Origin of the sequence: Xanthomonas sp. BRIP62418, from assembly GCF_003993495.1 — a bacterium.
Taxonomy (GTDB): Bacteria; Pseudomonadota; Gammaproteobacteria; order Xanthomonadales; family Xanthomonadaceae; genus Xanthomonas; species Xanthomonas euroxanthea.
Window position 1 is genome coordinate 15,163 of record NZ_QEZG01000060.1, and the last position, 26,558, is coordinate 41,720.

The 26,558-nt window shown below is 62.4% G+C and carries 21 protein-coding genes; 14 read left to right on the forward strand and 7 right to left on the reverse strand.

All coding sequences use genetic code 11. The annotated features are described in order from the left end of the window. Positions 1-7: 7 nt before the first annotated feature. Complete coding sequence (gene hutC, locus EO174_RS22200; RefSeq protein WP_046932594.1) at positions 8-733, reverse strand: histidine utilization repressor; 726 nt, start codon at positions 731-733, stop codon at positions 8-10. A 157-nt stretch (positions 734-890) separates the two neighbouring features. On the opposite strand from hutC, the gene EO174_RS22205 reads away from it, so the two are divergent. The 8 genes from EO174_RS22205 (at position 891) to EO174_RS22240 (ending at position 12,314) form a co-directional block, all read left to right on the forward strand. Further along, positions 891-1,283 (forward strand): CopL family metal-binding regulatory protein, encoded by a 393-nt coding sequence (locus EO174_RS22205; protein WP_074053011.1) that lies wholly within the window; start codon positions 891-893, stop codon positions 1,281-1,283. A 183-nt stretch (positions 1,284-1,466) separates the two neighbouring features. Further along, a complete protein-coding gene (locus tag EO174_RS22210; RefSeq protein WP_206514015.1) occupies positions 1,467-4,121 on the forward strand; it encodes a TonB-dependent receptor in 2,655 nt (884 codons plus the stop codon). A 68-nt stretch (positions 4,122-4,189) separates the two neighbouring features. Beyond that, entirely contained in the window at positions 4,190-4,879 is a 690-nt protein-coding gene (locus tag EO174_RS22215; RefSeq protein ID WP_126945832.1) for a PepSY domain-containing protein, read from the forward strand. Next, the gene (locus tag EO174_RS22220; RefSeq protein WP_126945633.1) at positions 4,876-6,702 is read left to right on the forward strand and encodes a PepSY domain-containing protein; all 1,827 of its coding nucleotides are present in this window, start codon (positions 4,876-4,878) and stop codon (positions 6,700-6,702) included. Before EO174_RS22215 ends, EO174_RS22220 begins: the two co-directional genes overlap by 4 nt. 86 nt (positions 6,703-6,788) lie before the next feature. Continuing rightward, on the forward strand, positions 6,789-7,385 hold the full coding sequence (locus EO174_RS22225; RefSeq protein ID WP_206514013.1) for a sigma-70 family RNA polymerase sigma factor: 597 nt from the start codon (positions 6,789-6,791) through the stop codon (positions 7,383-7,385). After that, the gene (locus EO174_RS22230; protein ID WP_126945630.1) at positions 7,382-8,323 is read left to right on the forward strand and encodes a FecR domain-containing protein; all 942 of its coding nucleotides are present in this window, start codon (positions 7,382-7,384) and stop codon (positions 8,321-8,323) included. The genes EO174_RS22225 and EO174_RS22230 overlap by 4 nt, the downstream gene beginning before the upstream one ends. A gap of 98 nt (positions 8,324-8,421) precedes the next feature. Beyond that, positions 8,422-11,457 (forward strand): TonB-dependent receptor, encoded by a 3,036-nt coding sequence (locus EO174_RS22235; RefSeq protein WP_126947579.1) that lies wholly within the window; start codon positions 8,422-8,424, stop codon positions 11,455-11,457. A 26-nt stretch (positions 11,458-11,483) separates the two neighbouring features. Further along, positions 11,484-12,314 carry a DUF4198 domain-containing protein gene (locus EO174_RS22240; protein ID WP_126945627.1) on the forward strand — a complete coding sequence of 277 codons (831 nt, stop codon included), beginning with the start codon at positions 11,484-11,486 and terminating at the stop codon, positions 12,312-12,314. A 104-nt stretch (positions 12,315-12,418) separates the two neighbouring features. Here EO174_RS22240 and EO174_RS22245 read toward each other — a convergent pair whose 3' ends face one another. From EO174_RS22245 to EO174_RS22265, 5 genes are all read right to left on the reverse strand, one after another. Next, positions 12,419-15,559 (reverse strand): CusA/CzcA family heavy metal efflux RND transporter, encoded by a 3,141-nt coding sequence (locus tag EO174_RS22245; RefSeq protein ID WP_126945624.1) that lies wholly within the window; start codon positions 15,557-15,559, stop codon positions 12,419-12,421. After that, positions 15,556-17,070 (reverse strand): efflux RND transporter periplasmic adaptor subunit, encoded by a 1,515-nt coding sequence (locus EO174_RS23310; RefSeq protein WP_126945621.1) that lies wholly within the window; start codon positions 17,068-17,070, stop codon positions 15,556-15,558. Before EO174_RS23310 ends, EO174_RS22245 begins: the two co-directional genes overlap by 4 nt. Next, a complete protein-coding gene (locus EO174_RS22255) occupies positions 17,067-18,425 on the reverse strand; it encodes a TolC family protein (protein WP_241240065.1) in 1,359 nt (452 codons plus the stop codon). The genes EO174_RS23310 and EO174_RS22255 overlap by 4 nt, the downstream gene beginning before the upstream one ends. A gap of 20 nt (positions 18,426-18,445) precedes the next feature. Continuing rightward, on the reverse strand, positions 18,446-18,841 hold the full coding sequence (locus EO174_RS22260) for a hypothetical protein (RefSeq protein WP_102254386.1): 396 nt from the start codon (positions 18,839-18,841) through the stop codon (positions 18,446-18,448). A 137-nt stretch (positions 18,842-18,978) separates the two neighbouring features. After that, complete coding sequence (locus EO174_RS22265; protein ID WP_126945618.1) at positions 18,979-19,239, reverse strand: cation transporter; 261 nt, start codon at positions 19,237-19,239, stop codon at positions 18,979-18,981. Between the two features lie 103 nt (positions 19,240-19,342). On the opposite strand from EO174_RS22265, the gene EO174_RS22270 reads away from it, so the two are divergent. From EO174_RS22270 to EO174_RS22285, 4 genes are all read left to right on the forward strand, one after another. Then, on the forward strand, positions 19,343-21,841 hold the full coding sequence (locus EO174_RS22270) for a heavy metal translocating P-type ATPase (protein WP_277601019.1): 2,499 nt from the start codon (positions 19,343-19,345) through the stop codon (positions 21,839-21,841). Further along, a complete protein-coding gene (gene cueR, locus EO174_RS22275) occupies positions 21,841-22,308 on the forward strand; it encodes a Cu(I)-responsive transcriptional regulator (protein WP_196768840.1) in 468 nt (155 codons plus the stop codon). Before EO174_RS22270 ends, cueR begins: the two co-directional genes overlap by 1 nt. Positions 22,309-22,634: 326 nt before the next feature. Further along, positions 22,635-23,645, forward strand: a complete 1,011-nt coding sequence (locus EO174_RS22280) for an NAD(P)-dependent alcohol dehydrogenase (RefSeq protein WP_164739047.1) — start codon at positions 22,635-22,637, stop codon at positions 23,643-23,645. A gap of 26 nt (positions 23,646-23,671) precedes the next feature. After that, a complete protein-coding gene (locus EO174_RS22285) occupies positions 23,672-24,064 on the forward strand; it encodes a 4-oxalocrotonate tautomerase family protein (protein WP_126945612.1) in 393 nt (130 codons plus the stop codon). Between the two features lie 68 nt (positions 24,065-24,132). Here EO174_RS22285 and EO174_RS22290 read toward each other — a convergent pair whose 3' ends face one another. After that, on the reverse strand, positions 24,133-24,735 hold the full coding sequence (locus EO174_RS22290) for a YkgJ family cysteine cluster protein (protein ID WP_074053024.1): 603 nt from the start codon (positions 24,733-24,735) through the stop codon (positions 24,133-24,135). 328 nt (positions 24,736-25,063) lie between these two features. On the opposite strand from EO174_RS22290, the gene EO174_RS22295 reads away from it, so the two are divergent. Both EO174_RS22295 and EO174_RS22300 read left to right on the forward strand, forming a co-directional pair. Next, on the forward strand, positions 25,064-25,336 hold the full coding sequence (locus EO174_RS22295) for a BPSL0761 family protein (RefSeq protein ID WP_065031414.1): 273 nt from the start codon (positions 25,064-25,066) through the stop codon (positions 25,334-25,336). A 2-nt stretch (positions 25,337-25,338) separates the two neighbouring features. Beyond that, positions 25,339-26,100 carry an SseB family protein gene (locus EO174_RS22300; protein WP_065031413.1) on the forward strand — a complete coding sequence of 254 codons (762 nt, stop codon included), beginning with the start codon at positions 25,339-25,341 and terminating at the stop codon, positions 26,098-26,100. Positions 26,101-26,558: the final 458 nt, after the last annotated feature.

Here is a 26,558-nt window from a genome sequence, read left to right on the forward strand (position 1 = left end):
CAAATCCTCAAGGGGTCAGGGGGGCGCCAACCTGGAAGGTGCCCACAAAGCGGTAACGAGATGCCGGGTGAATCAGCCGCACAAAGCTGGCCACCTGTCCGCGCGACCACGTACGTCGGGTCAGCACCAGCAACGGATCGCCTTCGTTGATCTTCAGTTGCGCAGCCAGACGCTTGCTGGCCGTCTCGGCTTCAATCACATGTTCGGCGCGCTCCAGCGGCGCAACGCGCATCAAGTACTGATGCGGAATCTCGGTGTGGAAATCGATGTCCAGGTAATCCGGCGCCACGCTGGGTTGCACAAAGCGATCCTCCAACTGCACGGGCTTGTCATCGCTGTGGTGGAGCAGGCGGCTGTGGAACAGCTCCGTGCCCGGTGTCAGGCCGAAGTTGGTCGTCACACTGGAGCGCGCCTCGACCGTCTCGCAGATCAATACCTGGACCGAGTGTGTCTGGCCGCGGGACTGAATCTCTTCGCGAATGTTGCGCACCTCGAACATCGCCGATTCGGCCTTGGGCCCGGCGACGAACGTGCCCACGCCTTGCACTCGGGTCAGCACGCCGGCATCGGTCAACTCGCGCAGCGCTCGATTCACTGTCATGCGAGACAAGCCGAACTTGGCCGTCAGTTCGTTCTCGCTGGGGACGCGACTGCGCGCGGGCCAGTCGCCGTTGGTGATGTGACGCAGGATGAAGTGCTTGAGCTTCTGGTAGTGCGGCTTGGGTTCGTCCATGGGCCAAGCATTACATGTCTATACAACCAGTCCAACCACTTTCGATGCTGTGCTGCATAAGCAGTTGACACTAAGAATTTCCTCGTGCTATTGCTGTGGTATAGACAACCTGCGGGTTCGCCACACGCTCATGTCGTCGCTTCGTGTGCTACTGCGTATGTTCCTGATCCTCGTGCTCTGCGCGGATGGGATCCTGAGCGCGCAGGCCACCACGCGGATGGCCGTGCGGCATATTCCTCCCCCAGGTGCGGTGAATGGCACCCACTCGGTGCACGGCGGCGCGCGTGTCAATGAACGCGCCAAGATTAGTAACGATTGCAACAAAATTCGTCCCGGTGGCAAGCAAGCCGGGCAGGGTGATCAGAACGATCATCAGTGCGACTGCAGCACCACCTCCTGCGACTGCAGCTGTGTGCTCACCTTCTTCGCCGGGCGTGTGCCGGTCATCTTTGCCGCCCAGCACGCCCTGACGAGCACCTACCTACCTACGCCTGAGTTGCCGCCGCTGCGACGACAGGTATCCCGGCTGTTCCGACCTCCCATCGGCTAATGCTGCTTGGTCGCCATTGATTGGCGACGTCTACGCACGCCCTGATGTCGCATAGGCCCCCACGTCTGGGGCACCAGGGTCATACGCATGCATTGCCCTTCGGGGGAGAGAGAACCCATGTACTTCAAGCGCAATCCTTTGGCGGTATCCGTCGGTGCCCTTCTGTGCGCCGGTTTTTCCACGGTGGCTCTGGCTCAGCAGGCTGAACAGGGCGCCACGAGCGAGTCGGCCAAGACGCTGGACACCGTCCAGGTCACCGGCAGCCATATCAAGCGACTGCAGCTCTCCGGTGTTGGTCCGGTCAGCGTGGTGGATGCCGAAGCCATCGAGCGCTCCGGCGCCACTTCGGTGGAGACGCTGCTGCAGCGCCTGCCGGCCTCGGCCGGCTTTGCCGGCAGCCAGTCCAATGCCTACTGGGCCGAGAACGGCTACGGCACTACTCAGGTCAATCTGCGCGGCCTGGGCATTAACCGCACGCTGGTTCTGCTCAATGGTCGTCGTGTGGTCAATGGTGGCACCGGTGCCAACAGCTCGGTGGACCTGAACATCATCCCGGTAGCGCTGATCGAGCGGATCGAGGTCCTCAAGGACGGTGCCTCAGCCATCTACGGTGCCGATGCCGTGGCGGGCGTGGTGAACATCATCACCAAGAAGAACTACGACGGTGCCGAGGCGGCAGTGCGGTACGGACAGACCTTCGAAAGTGATGGCGAAGAAAAGTCGTTCGATTTCGCCTGGGGTATTACGTCAGACCGCGGTTCGTTGATGGCCGGCATCAACTACTCGGAGACCGGCACGGTCAACATGGCCTCACGCGCACCGTGCGGCTTGGGTGAGGTCGACGGGCAACTCGAATGTGTGGGCAGTTCGGCCACCATCGGTGGGCGCGCATTGCTAGCCGACGGCTCGCGCGTGAACTTCAATCAGGATCCCAATGGTGACGGGGATTTCTATGAACCGTATTCGGCGGCCAAACATAACTACAACGGCAATCCCTATCTCAATGCCGTCAATCCGATCAAGCGTTTGAGCTTCAGCCTGTTCGGCGACAGCACGGTGAATGAAACCACGCGCGTGTTCACCGAGTTGATGTTCACCAACCGCCAGTCCGACCAGTTGGCCACGCCCGGCAGCCTGGGTGTCTATCGCCCGATCAACATCGCGGCCAGCCACCCGACCAACCCGACCGGCCAAGACCTGCTGCTGCAGCGCCGCCGTCTGGAAGAGGCCGGCCCGCGCGAGTTCTTCCAGGAAACCAATACCTTCCGCGTGGTCGCGGGCATTGAAGGCCAGTTGGGCATGAACTGGGACTGGTCGGCCGCGCTGAACTGGGGGCGCAACACCGGTGTGGATGGCTCGACCAATGTGGCCAACCTGGACCGGGTGGATGACACGCTCAATACCGCGGTGTGCAGCAACACGCCCGGCGCGGCGATCCCCTGCGGTGACTATCTCGGCTACGGCGACCTGACCCCCGAGGTGCTCAACTACATCCTGTTCAGGACGCGCGATAACGGCGGTAATGACCAGAAAAGCTTCACCGCCAACATCAGCGGCCAGCTATTCGAGATGCCGGCCGGTTGGGTGGGCTTTGCCTCCGGCATCGAGGTTCGCAAGGAGCGTGGTTGGCGCGATCCTGATCCGCTGACGGTGCTGGGCATTGCCAACACGAACCAACAGGATCCGATCGCCGGTGAGTACACGGCCAAGGAAGCCTTCGCCGAGTTTGCCGTGCCGCTGTTGCAGGACAGCGTGATCGCCGAGAGCCTGACGCTCAATGCCGCGGTGCGTTACTCCGACTACGATCTGTTCGGCGAAGACGTGAACTACAAGGTGGGCCTGGATTGGCAGATCGTGCCGTCCTTGAAGGTGCGCGCCAACTACGCCACGGCTTTCCGCATCCCTAACATCCCCGAGCTGTTTGGTGGCGTGGCCGAGGGCAACCTGACCACGACCGATCCCTGTAGCGGCTGGAGCAGCTTGCCGGCTGATTCGGTAGTGCGTCAGAACTGCCAGGCGTACGGCGTACCGGCGGGCTACGTGCAGCCGGGCAACACGATCCTGACCACCTCCGGCGGTAATCCTGACCTGGAGCCGGAAGATGCCAAGTCCTTGACCGTGGGCGCGGTCTGGACCCCGCGCTTCCTGCCAGGGCTGACGCTGACGGTGGACTACTTCAACATCAAGATCGACAACGCCATCCAGCGTATCGATGGCTCAACCAAGCTGTCGATCTGCTACAACACCCCGGGCTTGGCGCATCCGTTCTGCGGCAATGACAACTTCACCCGCAACCCGATCACCGGTGAAGTGGACTTCCTGTCGTCCCAGCCGGTCAATGCGGCCAACGAGCGGGTACGGGGCATCGACCTGGGTGGTCTGTACGAGTTCGCGGTCGCTGGGTTCGATTCGACTTTGAGTGTGGATGTGTCCTATCTGGACCAGTACGACGTGCGGCCGTTCCCGGGCGCGGAGGTGATCGAGTACGCCGGCAAGATCACCGGTGGCCGTGGCAGCTTTACTCACTGGCGCGCCTTGACCTCGCTGACGATGGAGCGCGAAGCCTGGTCCGGCTCTTACAGCTTGCAGTACATCGGCAAGGCGGATGACATCAACGCCAGCCCCGGCGACATTGGCGATCATGCCCCCAGCGTGACCTACCACAATGTCCAGCTCAAGTACGCACCGAACAAGACCTTCGATGTGTCCTTCGGCATCGACAACCTGTACGACAAGAAAGCCCCGTTCATCCAGAGCTACACCGACGCCAATACCGACACGATGACGTATGACCTGCTGGGTCGTCGTTGGTATGCACGCGTGGGTTACCACTGGTAAGGCCCGCTTCACCTGCCCCCGTCCGTGTGACGGGGGCAGGTGTCGTCTTCCTGTCGAACGAGATCACTATGAAATCGGCTTTCTGGGCGCGTAAGGCCCACAAATGGATTGGCCTGATCATCGGCGTGCAAGCGCTGCTGTGGATGATCAGCGGCGTGTACATGACGGTCATTTCCTTGGACATCATCCATGGCGATCACCTGGCCCATGCGCATCAGCAACCGCTGGTCGCACCCACGCACTTGTCAGGTGAGGAGTTGCAGCGCCGCTACTCGGGCATGACCCAGGTCAAGCTCAAGCGCCTGCTAGAGCGGGATGTCTATGAAATCCATGCCCACGACAAGATTTACCTGCTCGACGCTACGACCGGCCATGTGCTCTCGCCGGGCGATCAGCAGATGGCGATCGCGCTGGCCAAGGCGGTGTACCAGGGCCAAGCGCCGGTAGCCCGGGTTGAATGGGTGACGCAGGCGCCGCAGGAAGTCGCCACCCGCCCGGTTCCCATGTGGGCCGTGCACTACGCCGATGCCGGTGAAACGACGTTGTACTTCTCGCCCTATAGCGGCGAGTTGCTGGCGCGGCGGCACAGCCTGTGGCGTTGGTTCGATTTCCTGTGGATGTTCCACATCATGGACTACGAGGCGCGCTCGGACGTCAACAACACTCTGTTGCGCGTGGCCTCGGCGGTCGGACTGGTGTTCGTGCTCAGTGGCGCCTGGCTGTTGTTCTACAGCTTCCGCAGGAGGGCCGCAGCATGACGCCCTGGATGAGAACGCTGCACAAATGGGTCGGCTTGATCATCGGCCTGCAGTTGCTGCTTTGGATGGCCAGTGGCGTGATGATGAGCTGGTTGGACCACGATCAGGTGCAGGGCCATCAGTTCCAGGCCCACGCGCATGCCGCGCATGACTGGCCCGCCAACGCCCGATCGCCGGCCAGCTTTCTGGGTGGCAACAAGAAAATCAGCCGCGTGAGTTCTGGCTGGCTGTTGGACACGCCGGTGTACCAATTGGCCGATGCGCAAGGTGTCACCTTGGCCAACGCCGTTACGGGCCAGCCGATCCCCTTGGATTCGGCCTGGGCCACCCGCCTGGCTCAGGCCTCCTACACCGGACCGGGCACGCTGAAAGCGCCGCGCCTGTTGGAGTGGAGCGGGGAGGTGCGCGATCACGAGGGGCGTCTGTGGCGTGTGGACACCGATGACACGCAGGACACCACGGTGTACCTGTCTGCCCAGACGGGCGAAGTGCTCTACCACCGCAACAAGACCTGGCGTCTGTTCGATGTGTTCTGGATGTTGCACATCATGGACTACACCGGGCGCAAGAACTTCAACAACCCGTTGGTGGTCACCGCAGCGATCGGCGGTCTGTGGTTGGCCCTGACCGGCATCTGGCTGCTGTTTGCCAGCTTCCACTGGAGCGAGTTCGTGCCGCGCCGCTGGCGTCCGGCCCGCGAGTTGTCGGTATTCGGTCCGGACGGGACACGGCTGCGCACCGTACGGGCGTCGGCAGGCGACAACGTCTACGTCGCGCTGGCACGCGAGGGCGTGCAACTGCCGTCCAACTGTGGAGGAGGGCAGAGCTGTGGCCTGTGCGAGGTGCGCTTCCGCGGCGCGGCGCCCAAAGCCACCGCGGCCGATCGCGCCCACCTGGGCGCCAGCAAGGTCAAGATGGGCTATCGCCTGGCCTGCAACCTGGCCGTGACGGAAGACACCGATGTCGAGGTGGCCGGCGGGGCAAGCCTATGGACCGAGTATGCGGCTACCGTGGAGCAGGTTACGGCGGTGACCCCGTTCCTGCGCGAGATCGTGCTCAAGCCCGACGAGGCTGCCGGACCGGAGTATCAACCCGGTGCTTACCTGCAGGTGCACGTGCCCGATTACGACGTGCCTGTTCACAAGTTGGTGCGACCCGAACACCACCATCAGGATTGGGCCGGCGTGGATCTGCCGGAAAAGCTGGTCAATCGCGAGCCGGTACGCCGGGCCTACTCCTTGGCCTTGCCCATTGATCAGGCGCAGGGTCGTCTGACGTTGCTGGCGCGCTTCAGTCCCGGCAGATCGGACAAGAAGCGGCAACCGCCGGGCAGGGGATCGACCTACCTGTACACGCTCTCCCCGGGGGATCGGGTTTCTTTCAGCGGCCCCTTCGGCGACTTCGCGCTCAAACCCCACGGGCGGGAGAAAGTGTTCATCGGCGGCGGCGCTGGCATGGCGCCGCTGCGCGCGATGATTCGGACGCTGTTGGCGGGGCAGGGCGGTGAGCGGATCCACTTCTGGTATGGCGCACGCAGCCTTAAGGAGGCGCCTTACATCGAGGAGATGGAGCAATTGGCCGGGCAGCACCCGAACTTTACCTGGCATCTGGTGCTCTCGGATGAGGCGCAGAACGACGATGCCCTCTTGCGGGGTCTGGTTCACGAAGTGGCCCATGATCGTCTGCTCAAAGCCCATCAGGCCCTGGCTGATTGCGAGTTTTACCTGTGCGGACCGCCGGCCATGCTCAAGGCCACCCGAGAGCTACTGAGCAGGCTGGGGGTACCCGACAGCCAGGTGGCGTACGACGACTTCAAGATCTGATCCCAGCACCCGCCGGCCCAGCAGGCCGGCGGGTGCTGCGGTGTACCGGATTTCCTGACCGCGCTCGTCCTAGTGAATGGACGTGCTTGAGCCTGCCCGATGAATCAGCGAGTACCCTGGTGACCACCGCACTGGATGAGTGGTTCATCGCCCATGTCTTGCCGCTGGAAGGCTTGATCCACGCCTTTCTGCGCCGGCATGGGCATGAGGACAGCGAGATTCCTGATCTTCGGCAGGAGGCTTACACACGCATATATGAAGCCGCGCGTCGGGGTCTGCCGTCGCAGGCCAAACCTTTTGTCATGACCACCGTACGCAACTTGCTCATTGATCGCATCCGCCGCTCACGCATCGTGTCCATTGAAGCCATGGCCGATGTCGAGCAGGCGGTGATGCAGAGCGATGAGGTGACGCCGGAGCGGCATCTGGGTGCACGCGATGAGTTACGGCGCCTCCAGCAAGGCTTGCAGAAACTGCCCGCCAAATGCCGGCAGATCGTCGAGCTTCGCAAGATCTACGGCTTGAGCCAACGCGAAGTGGCCAGCCGCCTGAGGATTGCCGAAGATACGGTGGAGCGCCAGACGTTGTTGGGCATGCGCGCATTGGCGGACTTCATGCTTGGCGGTACCGGCAAGATTCAGCGCCCGGCCCGGCGCTTCAACAAGGAACGTTCGCACCCATGAGCCCGCACAACGACATCGAACAAGTTGCTGCGCAGTGGATCAATCGCGCCCAATCTTCGCAGTGGACCGCGCAGGACCAGAGGCAGCTTGATGCTTGGTTGGGGCAGGATACGGCCCATCGTGTGGCCTGGCTTCGTTTGAAGTCGGTCTGGGATCGAGCCGATCGACTGGCGGCCGTGCGCGGCGTGCAATCACCCCGCACGCGGCGTTGGGCCTCACCGGTGCGTTGGTCAGCGGCCGCGGCGGTGGCAATGCTGGCCGTACTGCTGAACATGCCCTGGTGGGGGCCGGGTACTCGCTACACCACCGAGGTTGGGGGACGGGAAGTCGTGGCCTTGTCGGACGGTTCGCGGGTGGAACTGAATACGCACACCGAGCTCCGCGCGCAGGTGGATCCCTCGCTGCGCCATGTATGGCTGGACAAAGGCGAAGCCTTTTTCGACGTAAAGCCAGACCCTGCGCATCCGTTTGTGATCCATGCCGGCGACCACAAGGTGGTGGTCTTGGGAACGAAGTTCTCCGTCAGGCAAGAGCGCGAGCGCCTGGAAGTGGCGGTGCTGGAGGGCAAGGTGCGCGTCGAGCCGATGGTGGCCAAGCCCGGCCGGCCGCCGGTGATAGTGCGAGGCGGGGGACTGCTGTACAGCAAGCCGGCGGGCACGCTGGTGGCGGTAAACGCTCAGGACAAAGTGCGCCGGTCCTTGAGCTGGCGCCATGGAACCCTGGAGTTCGATCAAACCACGCTGGCGGATGTGGCGGCCCAGTTCAATCGCTACAACGACAAGCAGTTGGTGCTGATGGATCCGGAAACGGCCCACATGCGTGTGGGCGGCAGCTTCGATGCCACAGGTGTCGATGCCTTCGCACGTCTGCTGGCCACGGGCTTCAACCTGCGCGTCGAGACGCAGGGGGATCAGATTCGCGTCTCCCAGCCGCAGTGAGACGCCCACAGACATCAATCTGAAATATTTCATACCGGAAGCGTGCCGTCCTCTCGTCACAGATATCAGGCCGATTCGCGCCGACCTGGGGAAAATGCATGGCACGTACGAAAGTGGCGAGGACAGCGTTGGCTGTCATGTGTGGTCTGGTCATCGCGGCCTCCGCCGCTGCACAAACGAGCAGTTTTGATATTCCCGAAGGGGACCTGAAAGTCGCGCTGGAAGCTTATGCCCGGCAATCGGGCGTTCGTCTGGTCTACTTGAGCGAAGACGTTCGTGATCGACGCACCGCAGGCGCACGCGGGGACATGTCCCAGGATGCAGCGCTGAACCGCGTGCTCGCCGGCACGGGACTGACGGTCAAGCGTGATCAAAGCGGCGCGCTGGCGATCGTGCGAGAAGGAGCCAACACGCCGAAGCCGGCGCGCAACGCACCGTCCTCCGGTGTAGGGCAAGCCGGTCCGGATGCCTACAGCGCCTCCCTCTCCGGTGGCGCCGACGCCTCTGCGCCGTCGACCGCTTCACCCACCACCTTTGATGCGGTCCAAGTGACCGGCAGTCACATCAAACGCGCTCAGATGTCCGGTGTGGGACCCACCACGGTCATCGATGCCGAGACTATCCAGAGCTCCGGTGCTGTGTCGGTAGAGACGCTGCTCCAGCGCTTGCCTGCATCGGCCGGTGCAGCCGGCTCGCAATCCAACAACTTTTGGACGGGAAACGGTAACGGCACCACCCAGATCAACCTGCGTGGCTTGGGCGTTAACCGCACTTTGGTGCTGCTCAACGGCCGACGCGTAGTCAACGGTGGTACCGGCGCCAACAACTCGGTGGATCTCAACGTGGTGCCCTTGGCCCTAGTTGATCGCATCGAAATCCTGAAGGACGGCGCATCTGCCATCTACGGTGCCGATGCCGTAGCCGGCGTGGTGAACATCATCACGCGCAAGGAAATGGATGGCGTGGAGCTATCCACCCGGAACGGTCAGACTTTCCAGGGTGATGGCGAGATCGGCTCCTTCAACCTGGCCTTCGGTACCACCGGCGAGCGCAGCTCAATGTCTGGCGCCCTGACTTATGCCGAAAGTGGCACCATCACCATGGCCTCGCGCGCGCCGTGCCCGCTGGGCGTAGTGGCGGGCACGCTGCAGTGCGTGGGCAACTCATCCACCATCGGCGGTCGTGCACGCTTGGCCGATGGGCGGGTAGTCAACTTCAATCAGGATCCCAATGGAGATCCGCGCTCTTACGAGCTCTACGATCCCGCCAAGCACAACTACAACTACAACCTGCTGCTCAATGCCGTCAGCCCGATCAAACGCATTGGGCTTAGTGGCTTTGGCCAGTTCGACCTGACTGAGAACACGCGCCTTTTCACCGAACTGATGGCGACCAATCGCCAGTCCAACCAGCGTGCCTCGCCCAACACCCTGGGCGTCTATCGCACGATCCGGATTGCCGCCACGAATCCGACCAACCCCACCGGCCAAAACCTGACCTTGGAGCGCCGTCGGTTGGAAGAGGCTGGAGCGCGCATCACCGAGCAAGAGGTCGATACGTTCCGCACCGTGCTAGGGCTGGAAGGGCAGTGGGGCGATAACTGGGCATGGAATGTGGCGTTGAACTGGGGGCGCAATTCGGCCACAGACAGCTCGACCAACATCGCCAACCTGGATCGGGTAGAGAACACTCTCAACACCAGCCTGTGCAGCAACACACCAGGGGCGGCTATTCCGTGCGGCAACTACCTGGGCTACGGCAACCTGACTCCCGAAGTGCTGGATTACATCCTGTTTACCCAGCGTGGATCCGGTGGCAATAGCCAGCAAGGGGTGAGCGGCACGGTCTCCGGTGCCTTGTTCGATCTGCCTGCCGGTAGCGTTGCGTTTGCCTCGGGCGTGGAGTTTCGCAAGGAACGGGGATGGCTGTACCCAGATCCGCTGGTAGTCAACGGCAGCGCCAACATCGTGCGTCAGGATCCGATCGAAGGTGAGTACTCGGCAAAGGAAGCCTTTGTCGAGTTTGCCGTCCCGCTGCTGCAGGACGTCCCGTTGGTGGACTACGCAACCCTGAACCTGGCCGGCCGCTACTCCGACTACGACCTGTTCGGCAGTGACACCAACTACAAGGTGGGGCTGGATTGGCAGGTGGCCGAACCCCTCAAGATTCGTCTCAACTACGCAACGGCTTTTCGTATCCCCAGCATTCCGGAGTTGTTCGGTGGCATCGGTCAAGGCAGCCTGACTACGCTGGACCCGTGCAGCAACTGGAGCACGTTACCGGCCGACTCGGTCATTCGGGCCAACTGCCAAGCCGCGGGCGTGCCGACCAACTTTCGTCAGTTGGGCAACACTATCCTCACCACGACAGGCGGCAATCCCGACCTCAAGCCTGAAGATGCGCGAACCTTCACGGCAGGCTTTGTGTGGACCCCAGGGTTTGCGCCGGGACTGACGCTCACGGCCGATTACTACCGTATCCGCATCGAGAACGCGATCCGTAGCATTGAAGGGTCGGTCAAGCTGCGTGCGTGCTACACCACGCCGAACTTGGCCCATCCGTTCTGCTCACCGGCCAACTTTACCCGTGATCCGGTCACCGGTGAGGTCAACTACCTCTCGTCCCAGCAGGTCAATGCGGCCAGCGAGGAATCCGAAGGCGTGGATATCGGCGTGCTATATCAGTTCGATGTGGCCGGCTGGCAGGCCAGCGCGAGTCTGGACGCTTCGTATCTCGAGCGTTATGACGTCACTCCCTTCGCCGGTGCTACCACCATTGAGTACGCCGGCAAGATCACCAGCGGCTTGGGTAGCTACACCCAGTGGCGTGGCTTGGGCTCACTGCGCATGGGCAAAAACCGTTGGACCGGCGTCTATTCGGCGCAGTACATCGGCAGCGCTGACGACATCATCGCCGTGCCCGGCACGATCGGCTCGCATGTGTCCAGCGTGGTGTACCACAACCTGCAACTGAGCTACGGCATCAAGAAGAAATGGGACATCTCCGCCGGCGTTGAAAACCTGCTCGATAAGAAGGCGCCGTTCGTGCAGAACAACCCCAACGCCAACACCGACACCATGACGTACGACTTGCTGGGTCGTCGCTGGAATGTCCGCTTTGGTTACCACTGGTAAGCCACGATCCCAAGGAGCTACACATCATGAGAAACATGCAACTATCCGCCGCACTACTGCTGTTCGCCGTGGCCGGCAGCGCCGGCGCGCACGACCTGTTTGTCGCTTTCTCCAAGCCCGGTACCGCAGCGGGCGAGGCGAACACCGCGTTGGTGAACAATGGCACCTTCGATGAAAGTGCAGGTGCAGTCCCCCGAACGCGTCTACAGGACGTTTCGCTGAGTCAGAGCGGCGCTAAGGCTGCCCCGGACTTGGCCAGTTGGAAAGAGGTCGGCAAGCAAAGCCAGCTCACCGTGCATCCGGCGGGCGAGGGCACCCATCTGCTGGGTGTCTCGACGATGGCTTCCACCAGTACCCGTACGGCCAGCGAGTTCGGCAAGTACCTGGAGCTGGAAGACTTGCCCGATACGCTGGCCACCTATGATGCAAGCAAGTTCCCCAAAGGGGTCACCTATAGCTATACCAAGCATGCCCGTGCCATTGGACAGGTGGGCACAAAACTGACCGACGACTTCGCTGCCTCGCTGGGCTATCCGTTGGAGATCCGCTTGGCCCGCAATCCTGGAAGCGTGAAGGTCGGCGAACAGCTGTCTTTCCAGGTGCTGCAGCAGGGCACGCCAGTGCCCAACCTGCGCGTGTACGTCGGCCATCGCGCTGACGCACCGGTCAAGGGCGGGCACGGTAGCGCTACGCTCCTGCGCACCGATGCCCAGGGCCAAGCCAGTTTCCAGGTGACCACCGCCAAGACCTGGTACATCCACACCAATCACATGATGCCCTCTACAAGAAAAGGGTTGGATTTTGTGTCGGATCGGGCGTCGCTGAGCTTTGAGATTTCCCCGCACGCCGGGCACTGATAAGTAAGCACGTAGGCGGTACTCTCCCCTTTGACGCCAGTCATGACTTCTTCCATGACTGGCGTCTTTTTGTGGGGACGGACCTCAAGTGCTCAGTCTGTCTCTCATTGGTCGCCCCGCGCCGCGCGCAATCCACGTCGCCGCACCAGATAGAACGCTGCGGGAATCACCACCATGGAGAGCACCGGTGCGGTGAGCATGCCACCCAGCATCGGCGCGGCGATACGTTGCATGACCTCCGAGCCGGCACCGGCACCGACGAAAAGCGGAAACAACCCGGCCAGGATGACGGCTACCGTCATCGCCTTCGGGCGCACCCGTTGCACGGCACCTTCGTAGATAGCCTCTTGGAGGGTAGACACATCTTCCGGCGCACCGCTGGCCAAGCGCTGCTCCCAGGCATGACGCAGGTACAGCAGCATGATGACGCCGAACTCAGCCGCAACGCCGCCCAGGGCGATGAATCCGATCATGCTGGCCACCGAAATCGCATGGCCCAGCCCCCAGATCAACCAGAAACCGCCCACCAACGCCAAGGGCAAGCTGAGCAGGATGATGGATACATCGCTAAGCCGGCGAAACACCATCCAGATGACCAGGAAGATGATCGCCAACGCCGCGGGCACCACCCATTGCAGGCGTGCCAATGCCCGTTGCAGATACTCGTACTGCCCCGACCAGGCCAGACCATAGCCGGCAGGCAAACTCACCTGAGTCTGCACCGCGGCTTGCAGGTCCTGGACCACCGATCCCAAGTCGCGATCGGCCACATCCACGTAGATGTAGCCCACCAACCGGCCGTTATCGCTCTTGAGCATCGGCGGGCCTGGGCTGATTGACAGCTCCGCCACCTGGCTCATGGTCAGTTGCACACCGCCTGGCGCGATCAGCGGCAGATCCTGCAAGGCCTGCAACGAGTCACGCTGGCCACGGGGGTAGCGCAAGACGATGGGATAGCGTTCGCGCCCCTCGATCGTTTCCCCGATTGGATCGCCGCCAACGACCGTGGCAATCAGTTGCTGGAGTTGGCCTTGAGTGAATCCGTAACGTGCAGCGATTTCCGGACGCACCTGTACATCGACATAGCGCCCACCCGTGACGCGTTCGGCCAGTGCCGAACTCACGCCGGGCACGGTCTTGGCCACCTGCTCGATCTGCTGGCTCAGGCGCTCGATCTGCTCCACATCCGGTCCGGAGACCTTGATCCCAATCGGGCTCTTGATGCCGGTGGCCAACATATCGATGCGATTGCGAATGGGCGGGACCCATAGGTTGGTCAGACCGGGAATCTTGACCGCTGCGTCCAACTCCTGGCGCAGCTTCTGAGGGGTCATGCCCGGGCGCCATTGATCCCGCGGCTTGAAGGTCACGGTGGTCTCAAACATTTCGATCGGGGCCGGATCGGTCGCACTTTCGGCACGGCCCGCCTTGCCGAACACGTGCTCAACCTCCGGTACGGTCTTGATCATCCGGCCCGAGAGCTGGAGCAACTGACGGGCCTTGTCGGCGGACAGGCCGGGCAGGGCCGTGGGCATGTACAACAGGCTGCCTTCTTCCAAGGGCGGCATGAACTCACTGCCCAACCGGCTAAAGGGGATCAAGGTGAGCACTAGCAGCAGGCCGCTGAGCAGCAAGGTGACACCGGGATGTTTGAGGACCCACAGCAGGATGGGCCGATAGCCAGCGATCAGGATGCGATTGATGGGGTTCTGCTGTTCCGGGCGGATGTGGCCGCGGATCAGGTAGCCCATCAAGACCGGGATTAAGGTCACCGACAACCCTGCTGCGGCGGCCATCGCGTAGGTCTTGGTGTAGGCCAAGGGCGAGAACAATCGCCCTTCTTGCGCCTGCAGGGCAAAAACCGGCACGAAAGACAGGGTGATGACCAGCAAGCTGGCGAACAGGGCCGGTCCGACCTCGGCCGCCGAGCGGGCCATCAACTGCCAGCGCTCCTCACCCTGAGGTTCCCGGCCCTGCTCCTCCCGCCAGTGCTCCAGATGCTTGTGTGCATTTTCGATCATCACCACCGCTGCATCGACCATCGCACCAATGGCGATGGCAATGCCGCCTAATGACAGCAAGTTGGCGGAGATCCCCTGGGCGTGCATCACGATGAAGGCCGCCAGGATACCCAAGGGTAGGGTGATGACGGCCACCAACGCCGAGCGTAGGTGCCACAGGAACAGCAGGCATACCAGCGCTACGACCAGGAACTCTTCGCCAAGCTTGTGGGTGAGGTTGCGTACCGCATCCTGGATCAGCTCGGAGCGGTCGTACACCGGCACCACTTCCACGCCCTCGGGCAAGCTGGATTGCAACGCCTGCAGTCGCGCTTTGACGTTCCGAATGGCCCCCAAGGCATCCTTGCCGGTCCGCAGGACGATCACGCCGCCGGCCACCTCACCTTGACCATCCAACTCTGCGATACCACGACGGAAGACCGGCCCCCGACTGATCGTGGCCACCTCGCCGAGCAAGACGGGGATGCCGTCGTTGCTGGTTACCGGCACCTGTTCGAATGCCTCCTGTGTGCGCAGGTAGCCTTCGCTACGCACCATCAGTTCGGCTTCGCCTTGTTCGATCACGGAGCCCCCGGTAGCGCCGTTGGCCGCATCCACCGCCTCGATGAGCTCGGCCACCGTCAGTCCACGGGCCGCCAACGCCTGCGGATCCGGCTGGATCTGCCAAGCGCGCACCGCACCGCCCACACTGGCTACTTCAGCCACGTCCGGTACGGTTTTTAGCTCATAACGAAGAAACCAGTCTTGCAACGCACGCAGCTGCCCCACATCACGTTGACCGGTCCGATCCACCAGCGCGTACTGGTAGATCCAGCCCAGTCCTGTCGCATCAGGACCCAGCGCCGGATTCACATTCGGTGGAAGTCGATCGCGCACCTGGCTCAAGTACTCGAGCACTCGAGAGCGAGCCCAGTACAGATCAGTGGCATCGTCAAACAGGATGTAGACGAACGAATCACCGAAGAAGGAGAAGCCGCGTACCGCCTTCACGCCCGGGACGGACAACATCGTGGTGGCCAACGGGTAGGTCACCTGGTCTTCGATGATGCGCGGGGTTTGCCCCGCCCATTGCGTGCGGATGATGACCTGGGTATCGGACAGGTCCGGCAGCGCATCCAGCGGCGTGTTCTTTACCGACCAGATACCGACCACCGCCAGCAGCGCGGCGGCAACCAGCACCAGCACGCGATTGGCGATGCAAGCATGGATCAGGCGCGCGATCATGGCGTGCCCTCCATCGCTTCGGACATGACGTCGCTTGCCTGGCAATCAGCGGCTGCGGCGGGGCCGAACTTGGGTACCAACTGCATATCCATGAACGGTGACTTGCCCGGCTTGTCGAAATGCTTCTCCGGCACCATCGGGTCATACCAATACTGCACAGGGCAGCGCGGCGGCGTAGAGGTGGAGGTCCCTGGCGCGACAGGCGCAGGCTGTCTGGACGGTGACGGCACGACAGTGCGAGGGTCGTGCCCGGCGTCATGGCGCTCGTGCACACCTGATGCGCTGGCAGGGCTTGTCGGTTGTGCAGCGCCCAGGCGCTCCAACGCACCGGAGAGACTGGCTTCAGAGTCGAGCAGGAACTGACCCGAGACGACCACGCGTTCACCACCGGCCAAGCCTGCCACGATCTGCGTGCGCCCTTGCACGCTACGTCCGACACTCACCCGCACTGGCCGAAAGCTCCCGTCCGGATCCTGCACGATGACCCGGCTGTCCCGCCCGGTGGCGATCAGCGCCTCCGTGGGAACGACTGGCAGGGCCTGCTCGGCATCGGGCTGCACCAGAACCTCGGCGAACATGCCCGGCACCAGCCGACGCTGCGGGTTGCGCAGCACAATTCGCGCCCGCTGCGTGCGACTAGCCATGTCGACCTGGGGAAGCAACGCATGGATCTGTCCGGCAAAGCGCTCTGCCGGCCAGGCACTGACCGTGGCCTGCACTGAGGTCCCCGGCCGCAAGGTGCCCAGCGCTGCCTGGGGCACCGAGGCCTCCAGCCACAGCGTGTCCAGCCCATTGATCTTGAACAGTGGCGTACCGGGCATCACCGTCTGCCCCTCGCGTGCCAGGATCTCGGTCACGACACCACTGTGGTCTGCGCCAAGCACGACGCCACTTCTGGCCGAGGCGCCAGAAGGAACACCCAACGAACGCAACCGTTGTTGCGCCGCACCCTGTAGCTCACGCGCACCCGCGGACTGAGCTTGGCTCAGGGCATGTGCTTCGGCGATGGCCGCGTTCCATGCCGGGGCCTGCACGGTGGCCAGCGCTTGACCACGACGAACCTCGGTAAACGGCGCCTTTACCTGCACGTGGGTGATCAAGCCTTCCATGCGCGCACTGACCAGGGTTTCCTGGGTCAGATCCCACGTCAGTGTGCCCGGCACGCGTACGGCAGTCCCTAGTGACTCTACCGTCACTTCCTGAGTGCGTATGCCCACGTTCTGCTGCAGGCGCGGATCGATCTGCGTTCCGCCCCCCATGGCCTCATCTGCGTATTTGGGCAGCAACTCCATATCCATGAACGGAGATTTGCCCGGCTTGTCGAATCGCTGCTCCGGCGCCATGGGGTCGTACCAGTACAGCACCTTGCGTGCTTGATCTGCGCCGCTCGTGCCGGTGGGCGGGGTGGTATCAGAGGTTCGAGTCATCCTGGCGTAGCCGCCGGCAAAGCCGAGCGCCAGCAACCCGAGGGCCACGGCGAGCTGTGTGAGACGCGTCTTGGTCGGGCTCATGGCGTGTTCTCCTCATGGGGAAGCAGATAGGCCAGTGCCGCCCAGGCACGGCCCTGTTCGCCCAGCAGACGGGCGTTCTCCAGTTTCAATTCGATCTCATCGCGCCGCGCTTCCAGCCACGGCTGCAGGTCGGCACCGGCGCCGTAGGCGGCCAACGCCGTGCGCGCGCGATCGCGCGCCAAAGGCAGGCTCTGCGTGTTCTGACGCTCCAATTGGCCGGTTAACCCGCGCCATCGCGCTATCGCGCGTTGCACCGACTCGGCTTGGATGCGCCGGGCCTCATCGCGCTCTGCGGACACTGCCTCCAGCTCGGCCCGCCGTGCCGCGATGCCTCGTGCTTGGCGGTTCTTCTGGAACAGCGGCAGGCCCACACCCACTTCCACCATAAGCATGTCGCTGCGCGCCATGCCGTCGGGTGCGCGCTCGCGACGTCCGTAGGTGAGCTCCACACTCCAATCCGGGCGGGTTTCGGCCACGGCCGCATCCACCTGGGCCTGGGCTAAGCTCTGGCGTGCCTCCCAGCCCAGTAGTGGCGAGTGCTGGTCCAGTTTGGCCAGCAGTTGGGTGGGCTCCAATGGCAACTGCGAAAAATCCGGTGCCGCACCACTGGCCAAGATCGCCTCTGGTGCAATACCTAACCACCGCGCCAGGCCGGCCTGCGCCGCGGCGTGCTCCGCATGTACCTGCTCCAGGCGATTGTCCAACTGCAGTAGGACGGCCTGGGCGGCAAGCACGTCACTGGCCCCGGCCGTGCCACCTGCCAAGCGAGCACGCGCCGCACGCTCGGCTATGCGTGCCGGCTCGCGCAAACCTTCCAACGCATCTACGGCTTGCTGCGTACTCCACAGCTCGATCCAGGCCAGCGCGGCCGCTTGGGCCACCATCTGCTGTTCGGCCATCGACAGTGAGCGCGCTTGCGCCAGCGTCGCTTGCGCCAGCGCGTGCTCGGCACGTCGTTTCGCACGCGCAGGAAACTCCTGCATCAGACCGACTTGCTGGGTGGTCATCTCATCGGCCCGCAGGCTGAAGGCATCGGGTCCGCTGACAGGCCAGTTCGCCAGCCCCACGATCAAACGTGGGTCGGGCAGCGCGCCAGCACGCGCGGCTTCTTCGGTACTGGCATCGATCTGGGATCGACGCACCTGCAGGGTTGGGGCGTTAGCAAGCGCCCGTTGTAGGGCTTCTGTGTAGCTGATCGGGATAGCGGGCGATGCCGCCACCACAGGACCACTGAGCGCCAAGGCAAACACGAATCCACACGCCATCCTGCGCCTTGCACGCAAGAAGAAAGACATCTCCATAAGACCTCCGGACAAACGACAACGAGCGCGCTGCAACGCATGCAGCACGAGCACGGGTCAATCCAGGAGGGGTCTTAAATCAGCAGGCTACAGAAGCGCTGCAGGGGAGGCGGATCGGACACGCACACCGGAACATCCCGATAGAACTGCGCGTGTACCGGTGGCAACAGAGCCTGCACGAGCGCGAAGGCGGCCAGCGCGGGCTGGTAAGGCACTTGAGGGGCCTTCGCATCGGCCGTGGCGATGTGATCGCGCTGGCAATGCTGGTCGCACAACGCCGGAGCATCGGGATCCGGCGCGGACATCTCTTCGCAACCGACCATCAGGGTCGCTTGTCCAGCTTCCACCGATTCCAGCGGACAGGCGTAAGCCACCAGCGCCAGTTGCTGCAGCAGCAGCGCCCACAGTCCCAGCCATGCCAGTCGGGCACGAGAACGGGGGCGCCGCCATCGCCTCAGCAGCTTCACCATGACAGCTCCCACACGCCCGAAGCAGCGCCTGTGGACGCTGGGCAGATCAGGGTAGGGGACGTGCGAGCTCTCATGATGGCCAGTCTAGCCCTCTTGGGGCTGACTGGCATTGATCAGGATCAAGCCCTCGCGCGGACTCAGCTGTGGCATCCGCCGCAGCAGGAGGATGCGGCCGGGGCGGCCGGCGTGCCAGCCTCAGAAGGGAGCACGGCGGCGATCACATAGCCTTGCCGCTGGATAGCCTCAACCGCCTGTTCTACGGCAAGCAGGCCCTCGATCTTGATCATGCCACTGCCCAGATCGACGTCCACCTGGGCGTGGGGGTCAAGGGCCTGAATGGCTTGGGTCACCGTTCGGACACAGTGACCACAGGTCATACCTTCAACAACGAGATTCATGGACAACCCTCCAAAAGCATCGGCGGTTTGCCGACGCTGTCACGATGAGCCTTCCCACGGTGGGAAGGTCAAACGACAGGCGAGTTGAGTGGAGAACCGTCCCGTGTTGTTGACCTTCCCATCATGGGAAGGCTCAGGCTACCTGCTCGTTCCTATTGGCCCTTACTCCATGGACTTAACGCTCACCTTGCCGCAACCGGTGCCTGCGGCCACCCATCGCTTCAGTGTCGCCGGCATGACATGCGCCTCATGTGTAGGCCGGGTAGAGCGCAGCTTGCGGGCCGTTACCGGCGTGAGCGATGCGTCGATCAATCTGGCAACAGAAGTGGCCGAGGTAACCGCGCCGGCAGCCGCGTTGCCCGCCTTGATCGCGGCGGTGAAGCAGGCCGGTTATGAGGTTGCCAGCCAGGAGCGGGATCTGATCATCGAAGGGATGACCTGCGCTTCATGTGTGGCACGGGTAGAGCGTGCGCTGCGTGCTGTGCCGGGCGTGATGGAGGTGTCGGTCAATCTGGCCACCGAGCGTGCGCGCATACGGGCCACGTCACTGGTGGAGGTCACATCCCTGGTCGCCGCCGTCAGCGCAGCGGGTTATCGCGCGGTCGAACCGCAGACACTGGAAGGCAAGATCGATACAGCGCCGGCGCGCCAGGCGCTCAGTGGTGACACCCTTAAACTGCTGATCGCTGCGGCCCTCTCACTGCCATTGGTCGTCCCGATGCTGGGATGGGTCGCAGGTCAGCACTGGATGCTGCCGGGCTGGATGCAGTTCTTGCTCGCAACGCCGGTGCAGTTCTGGATCGGTGCGCGCTTTTATCGCGCCGGATGGCATGCACTGCGCGCCGGCACGGGCAACATGGATCTGCTGGTCGCTTTGGGGACCAGCGCCGGTTATGGATTGAGTGTCTATCACTTGTTCAATGATGCCGGACACCACGGCGATGCCGCGCTGTACTTCGAGACCTCGGCGGTCATCATTACCTTGATCCTGCTGGGCAAGTGGTTAGAGGCCCGCGCCAAGCAACAGACCACGCAAGCGATCCGGGCCTTGCAAGCACTGCGGCCAGCCACCGCACGCGTGTATCAGGACGGACAAGAGCGCGAGGTTGCCATTCACGAGGTTGCCGTCTCGGACATTGTCAGTGTGCGGCCAGGCGAGCGCATCCCCGTGGACGGCGTGATCGCGGAGGGCCGCACGCATGTCGATGAGTCCTTGATCACCGGGGAATCCATGCCCGTGGCGCGCGGGGAGGGCGATCGCATCACCGGTGGGGCCATCAATGGTGAAGGCCGCATCCTGGTGCGCACACTGGCCATCGGCGCCGAGACCGCCTTGTCTCGGATCATTCGCCTCGTGGAGGATGCACAGGCCAAGAAGGCACCTATCCAGCGAACCGTGGATCGGGTGAGCGCGATCTTCGTGCCGGTAGTGATCGGCCTGGCTTTGCTCACGCTGCTCGGCTGGGGTCTGGCAACGGGTGATTGGAACCAGGCGATCCTGAGCGCGGTAGCGGTGCTGGTCATCGCATGCCCGTGCGCGCTGGGGTTGGCGACCCCGACCGCGATCATGGCCGGCACCGGCGTGGCCGCCCGAGCGGGCATTCTGGTCAAGGATGCCGAGGCGCTGGAAGTGGCACGTACCGTAAAGGTGGTGGCCTTCGACAAGACAGGCACGTTGACCCAAGGACGTCCTGTACTGACCGAAGAGATTGCCACCCGTGGCCATGCGGCCGATCTGTTGCCGTTGGCGGCGGCCCTGCAGCAAGGCAGCGAGCATCCCTTAGCCAAGGCCGTACTGAGCGTGATGGGCCAGCGCGCCATTCCGCTTGCACGCGACGTGCAGGCGGTGCCTGGCCGCGGCATTACCGGCAAGGTGGATGGCAGGAACCTGTTGCTGGGCAGTACCCGCATGATGCTTGAGCATGGCGTCGTGCTCACGGCATTGCAGACCCGGGCCGAACTACTCAGCCAGACCGGCCACACGGTGTCCTGGCTGGCAGAGCAGGGCACCGATCATCCGCAGTTGCTCGGGATACTGGCTTTTGAGGATCCGCCGCGTCTGGGTGCAGCCGCGGCTGTTCAACGGCTGCACACGCTGGGTTTGCGCACCGTCATGATTTCTGGCGACAACCCCGGCGCGGCCGCCTCGGTGGCCAAGGTGCTGGGCATCCAAGAGGTGCGCGCCAATGTATTGCCTGAGCAGAAAGCCGCGTTGGTCGCTGAATTGGCTCAGGTGGCACCGGTGGCCATGGTCGGCGACGGTGTCAACGATGCGCCAGCGCTGGCTGCCGCCAACTTGGGGGTGGCCATGGGAACCGGTACCGATGTGGCGATGCATGCCGCTGGGGTTACCCTAATGCGCGCTGAGCCGGGTCTCATCGCCGATGCCATCGACATTTCCCGCCGCACGACCCGCAAGATCCATCAGAACCTGTTCTGGGCTTTCGGTTACAACGTGGTCGGGATTCCTCTGGCGGCCTTGGGCTTGCTTGATCCGGTCATCGCTGGCGCAGCGATGGCCTTGTCCAGTGTGAGCGTGATTGCCAACACGCTGCTGTTGCGCCGTTGGCAGCCAACCAAGATCGATGTGGGAGAGGCATGATGGCAACCAGACGCAGCTCCAAGGCACTGCGACCCGAACTGGCCGACGCGCGCGAAGCCGGATTGCATAACATTGGCGAAGCCGCCGCGCTTAGCGAGGTCAGCGCCAAGATGATTCGCCACTATGAAGGGATCGATCTGATCCCTCCGGCTAGTCGCACCTTTGCGGGCTATCGCCTTTACACCGATGCCGATGTGCACAGGCTTCGGTTCATTCGTCGTGCCCGCAACCTGGGATTCTCCATCAAACAAATCCAATCGCTCTTAGGCTTGTGGAGCGATGACCGGCGAGCCAGCGCCCAGGTCAAGAAACTGGCCCAGGGCCACATCGACGATCTGCAGATCAAGATTACCGAGATGCAGGCCATGCAGCGAACGCTGCGCGACCTGGCCAGTCGATGCCATGGCGACAACCGCCCGGAATGTCCGATTCTGGACGATTTGGCGAGCCCGACGAACGGGCATTGACGTTCCCACAGTAGGAAGCCTGAGGCTGGCTGTCCGCCCGGCTCGGAGCAGCAAAGCATGCATCGACTACATATCCCCGCCATGGCCTGCAGCGCATGTGTGGCGCCCATTCGACGTGCGTTGATGAGCGTAGACCCTTCGATGCGGGCGCAGTTCATGCCGGACCAACGCCGCATCGGCCTCGAAACCCGCCGACCGCTTGAGCTGATAAAGCAAGCACTCAGCTCGATTGGCTATCCGGCCCACATTGTTCATTAGTGGCGCCATCAAAAAATGCGATGTGCCATTGCACCATCTCGGTCGCCGCCTCTCACCAAACTCGCCGAATGAGCCTCATGCACGCCTACCGCGTCATCCGTGGACAGGGGCCACAAAGCCTTCACAGAATCGAGGTTCCGCACCCGTCCTTGGGTGATAACCAAGTCTTGCTGGCCGTCAAGGCCGCCTCGCTCAACTACCGTGACTTACTCGTCGCCCACGGCCAGATGGGAGCCGGTGAAGCCCGCATCCCATTGTCGGATGCCGCCGGACAAGTAGTCACTACAGGTCCGGCGGTCACCGAGTTCTCCATCGGTGATGCCGTTCTCCCCATCTTCTTTCCGCTGTGGATCGAAGGATTTCCCAGTGACGAAGCGCTGTCCATGTCGCTGGGTGGCAACATCGACGGTGTGCTGACGACACATCTGGTGGTCGATCAAAGCGCGTTGGTGCACGCGCCACGCACTTTGTCATGGGAGCAAGCCTCTACGATCGCGTGTGCAGGAGTCACTGCCTGGCACGCGTTATTTGAGTTGGGCGCGCTGCCCGACGGTGCTCATGTGCTGATTCAGGGCACCGGCGGCGTGTCTACTTGGGCGGTCCAGCTTGCGCTTGCCGCGGGTTTGCGCGTCACAGTGCTCTCTGGGAGAGAAGAGGGCATCGCGCACATGGTGGCATTAGGGGCACAGTCCACCATCAACTACAACACCGACCCCAACTGGGACGAAACAGTGCTCCACACCACCGGCGGCGTAGACCTGGTGATGGATATCGGTGGAGCCGGCACGATTGCTCGCTCGCTGCGAAGTCTGCGCCCCGGCGGCCGAGTCGTGACCATCGGTGGTGTCGCTGGCGGATTTGCATTGAGCATCGATCCATTCTCACTCATCGGCGGAAAGTCGCTCACCGGAGTGGTAGTGGGGTCCAAGAGAATGACCCAAGCCCTTATCCGCTTCATCGACGATCACGCCATCGTGCCGGTTATCGACACCATCTTTCCTTTTGCTGAAGCTGCTGCCGCGTTTGCGCGCATGGAACATGGAAGGCCCATCGGCAAAGTGGTCATCGCCATCAACTAGCCTCTCGGCTTCACACGTGCTCCTTCATGCCTCTGATCAACATCAAAGTCTCTGCATCTTCGTCTCCCGCGCTGACCGCGAAGATATCTACCCAGGTGAGCGATCTGACCAGCCGGATTCTAGGAAAGAAGGCGGGCCTGATCGCGACGATCATCACGTATATCCGCCCTGAAGATTGGCTGATCGGAGGAAAGACGCTGAGCGAGATTGGCGTCTCAAGCTTCTCGCTGGAGATCATCGTGACGGATGAGACCAACACCAAAGCGGAGAAGGCAGAGAATCTTGCCGAGGTATTCGCCTGCTTTGAGCGCCTGTTAGGCCCCGTGCACCCGACAAGCTATGTACATGTCCACGATGCGCGCGCCTCGGCCTATGGCTACGGTGGGCGTACGCAAGAAGCGCGGTTCCATCAGTCCTGACATTCCCGTTGCGCGCATATCTCGCATAAAAGGGCGCTGTCGGGTCAAGTTTTCAGGCACTCCCATGCCTAGGAGCTTTCGCCGGGTACCGCAAAGATCTGTCTAATGTCCATGGGGGTCGTGCGGCCATCTTTTGCTACGAGCTCATGAAAAGCTTCTTGAACTTTGGAGAGTTGGGCCATTGGCAAAGTGATTTCGCCCGATCTGACCGGATCGCACCAGTACGCCGTGTTGGTCAACGCAACATGCTGGCGGCAAACCATTGGACGGTCCTCGTAGATCGAGCATTGTTCCTGGATGAGGAAGGGGCAGGGCGAACCATGGAAGTCGGCACTAGGAAGCGACTTCGGCAATCGAGAATGCGAGGAGCGCTTCTCAATAAGCTCGGCCTCAACGGGATAAAGGTGCACCGGGTAGTGGCAACATGCCGAGCACCCCGCACTGCATGCGACATAGGGAGCCATCGCAGCGGACAGGATCTCCATTTCCTTGTGCAAGGCGCGCAGCTTTTTTATCGGGCTTCCAGGCAAGGCGGCCAGCCGACTGGCCAAGCTGGCTTCTCTGTCTTGGATTTCCATCGGAATGCCAGTAAGCATTCGATCGAAATTCGCCTGAGCATTCTTCTTGGCCTGAGCAGGATCGCTCTCTGAGTCATCCGTTTGCTGCGTCATCGGTGCCCCTCAAGCGTGCCGGGTTGATTCTCGAAACCTACCAAGCCTGCGCCCATCATGCTCGCGGAACTGAAGGCTATCAGTGCTGGAGCGTCCGGCGCGGGCTAGCCGCAACGTGAGCAAGACACCAATCGAGGGCGGAGCCACTCAGACACCAGACTCACCATACCGGCCACGCCGCGGCTTTACATAAGCGACGTTATGCGAAGTAAGTTATTGATTGTATTACATTAACACAGGAATCGCAAGGTCCATAGTTGCACCGTGCGCTGGCCGGCGACAAACGCGATAAGCTAAGCATTCCTTAGTACTAGTCATTCTTGATGTCATGACGATGCCATCTGAGCGAACCCGCAATGTGCTGCAGGCGGGCGCATTCCTCAGGCAGCTAGCGGCCAGCCAAGCCGTGCCCAAAGAGGTGCGGCAAGAGGCATGTCGACTGCTGCGGCACTATCCAACCGTCAGCGACATCGAGGCGATTGCTGAGCACGAACAGCGGCTGCGAGCGCTGACCCAGTCGGCCTTCGTGCGACCCTACCTGAGCAGCGAGATCGAGGCGGATTGGTTCTCCGGGTACCCGCTTGGCCCTCATCGCATCTGACCATGAAGCAATCGAGCAGGCCGCGTGGAAGAGGGACTACGTCTGCGGAGACAGCGCTGGAGGCTTCCTTTGAACGGGCCCGCGACAGTGCAGCCGAGGAACGCGCATTCTTCAAGCGACTGATGGATGCGATCGTGTACGTACATGCGCCCGTCTCGGACGACGCTCTGACACTGCGACTGGTCCAGTTCCGCCATCCTGACGGTTTCGATGCGATCCCTTTCTTTACCTCGCTCGACAAGGCGCAGGCGGCCAGCTCGGCTGCTGTCAGAATTCTGGGAGTATCAGGCCGTGAGCTGCTAACCGGTACTCGCGGCGCGACGTTGATGCTCAATCCCAACGACGGTGGCGTTGTCCTGTACCCGGAAGAGGTTGCGACATTGTTGGATACGGGCTTTCTGGCCAGGGTGGAACGGCTGGCGCCGGCGGAGTTCGCGGTGAGACCTGCCCAGGCCGCACCGGCTTGGCTCGCTCCGGCCATCAGCGGCAGCCTTGAGCACGCCGACTTCGTCTCGTCGGCGTATCTCCTGGAAACTAACTCGTCAGGGGGCGTCGAACAGCCTCCCGGTCTGCTGATCTGGCTGGTGGTCGACCTGGCTTTCGCCGAGCGGGCGGCTCGTCTGGTGACCACCGCCATACAGCCCTTATGCTCAGATTTGGACGTAATCATCGACTTGGCGGTCCATGACGTATCGCTGCCTTTGCCGGCGGGCTTGGATGATCCCCAGATCCTGCCCATATTCACGAGAATCAAGCCAACTTGAGCGCAGCTCATCGGCCTCTGAGCCCTGAAGACAAGCTACTAGCACTCCTTCCGGAATTGACCGAGGAAGAGAAGGATCGGCGGACCCGCGAGGGTATGGCCGACGTCGACGCTGGACGTACGATCCCGCACGAGGAACTACTGCAATGGATCAGGCGACGGTCGGAGCCTTCCTGAGCAGTACTCCAGGAATGCCTGTGTCACGCGGCTTCTGGGTCGATCAAGCCTAGGTCTGTAATCCACGAACTGCCTGACGTCGAGGGGTGTTTCCTCGTTGAATCATGGTGTTAGAGCCGATTCGGCTGTTTTTCTCACGAATCCCTGCCGACCCTCAACATGAGGAGCGGTTGCGGGACCTCACACAGTCGGCGTTTGTGCGGCCTTACTTGACCTCGCAGTTCGAGCAGGACTGGTTCCGCAGTTACCCCAAAGGTCCTCATCGGATTTGAGCGACGGCAC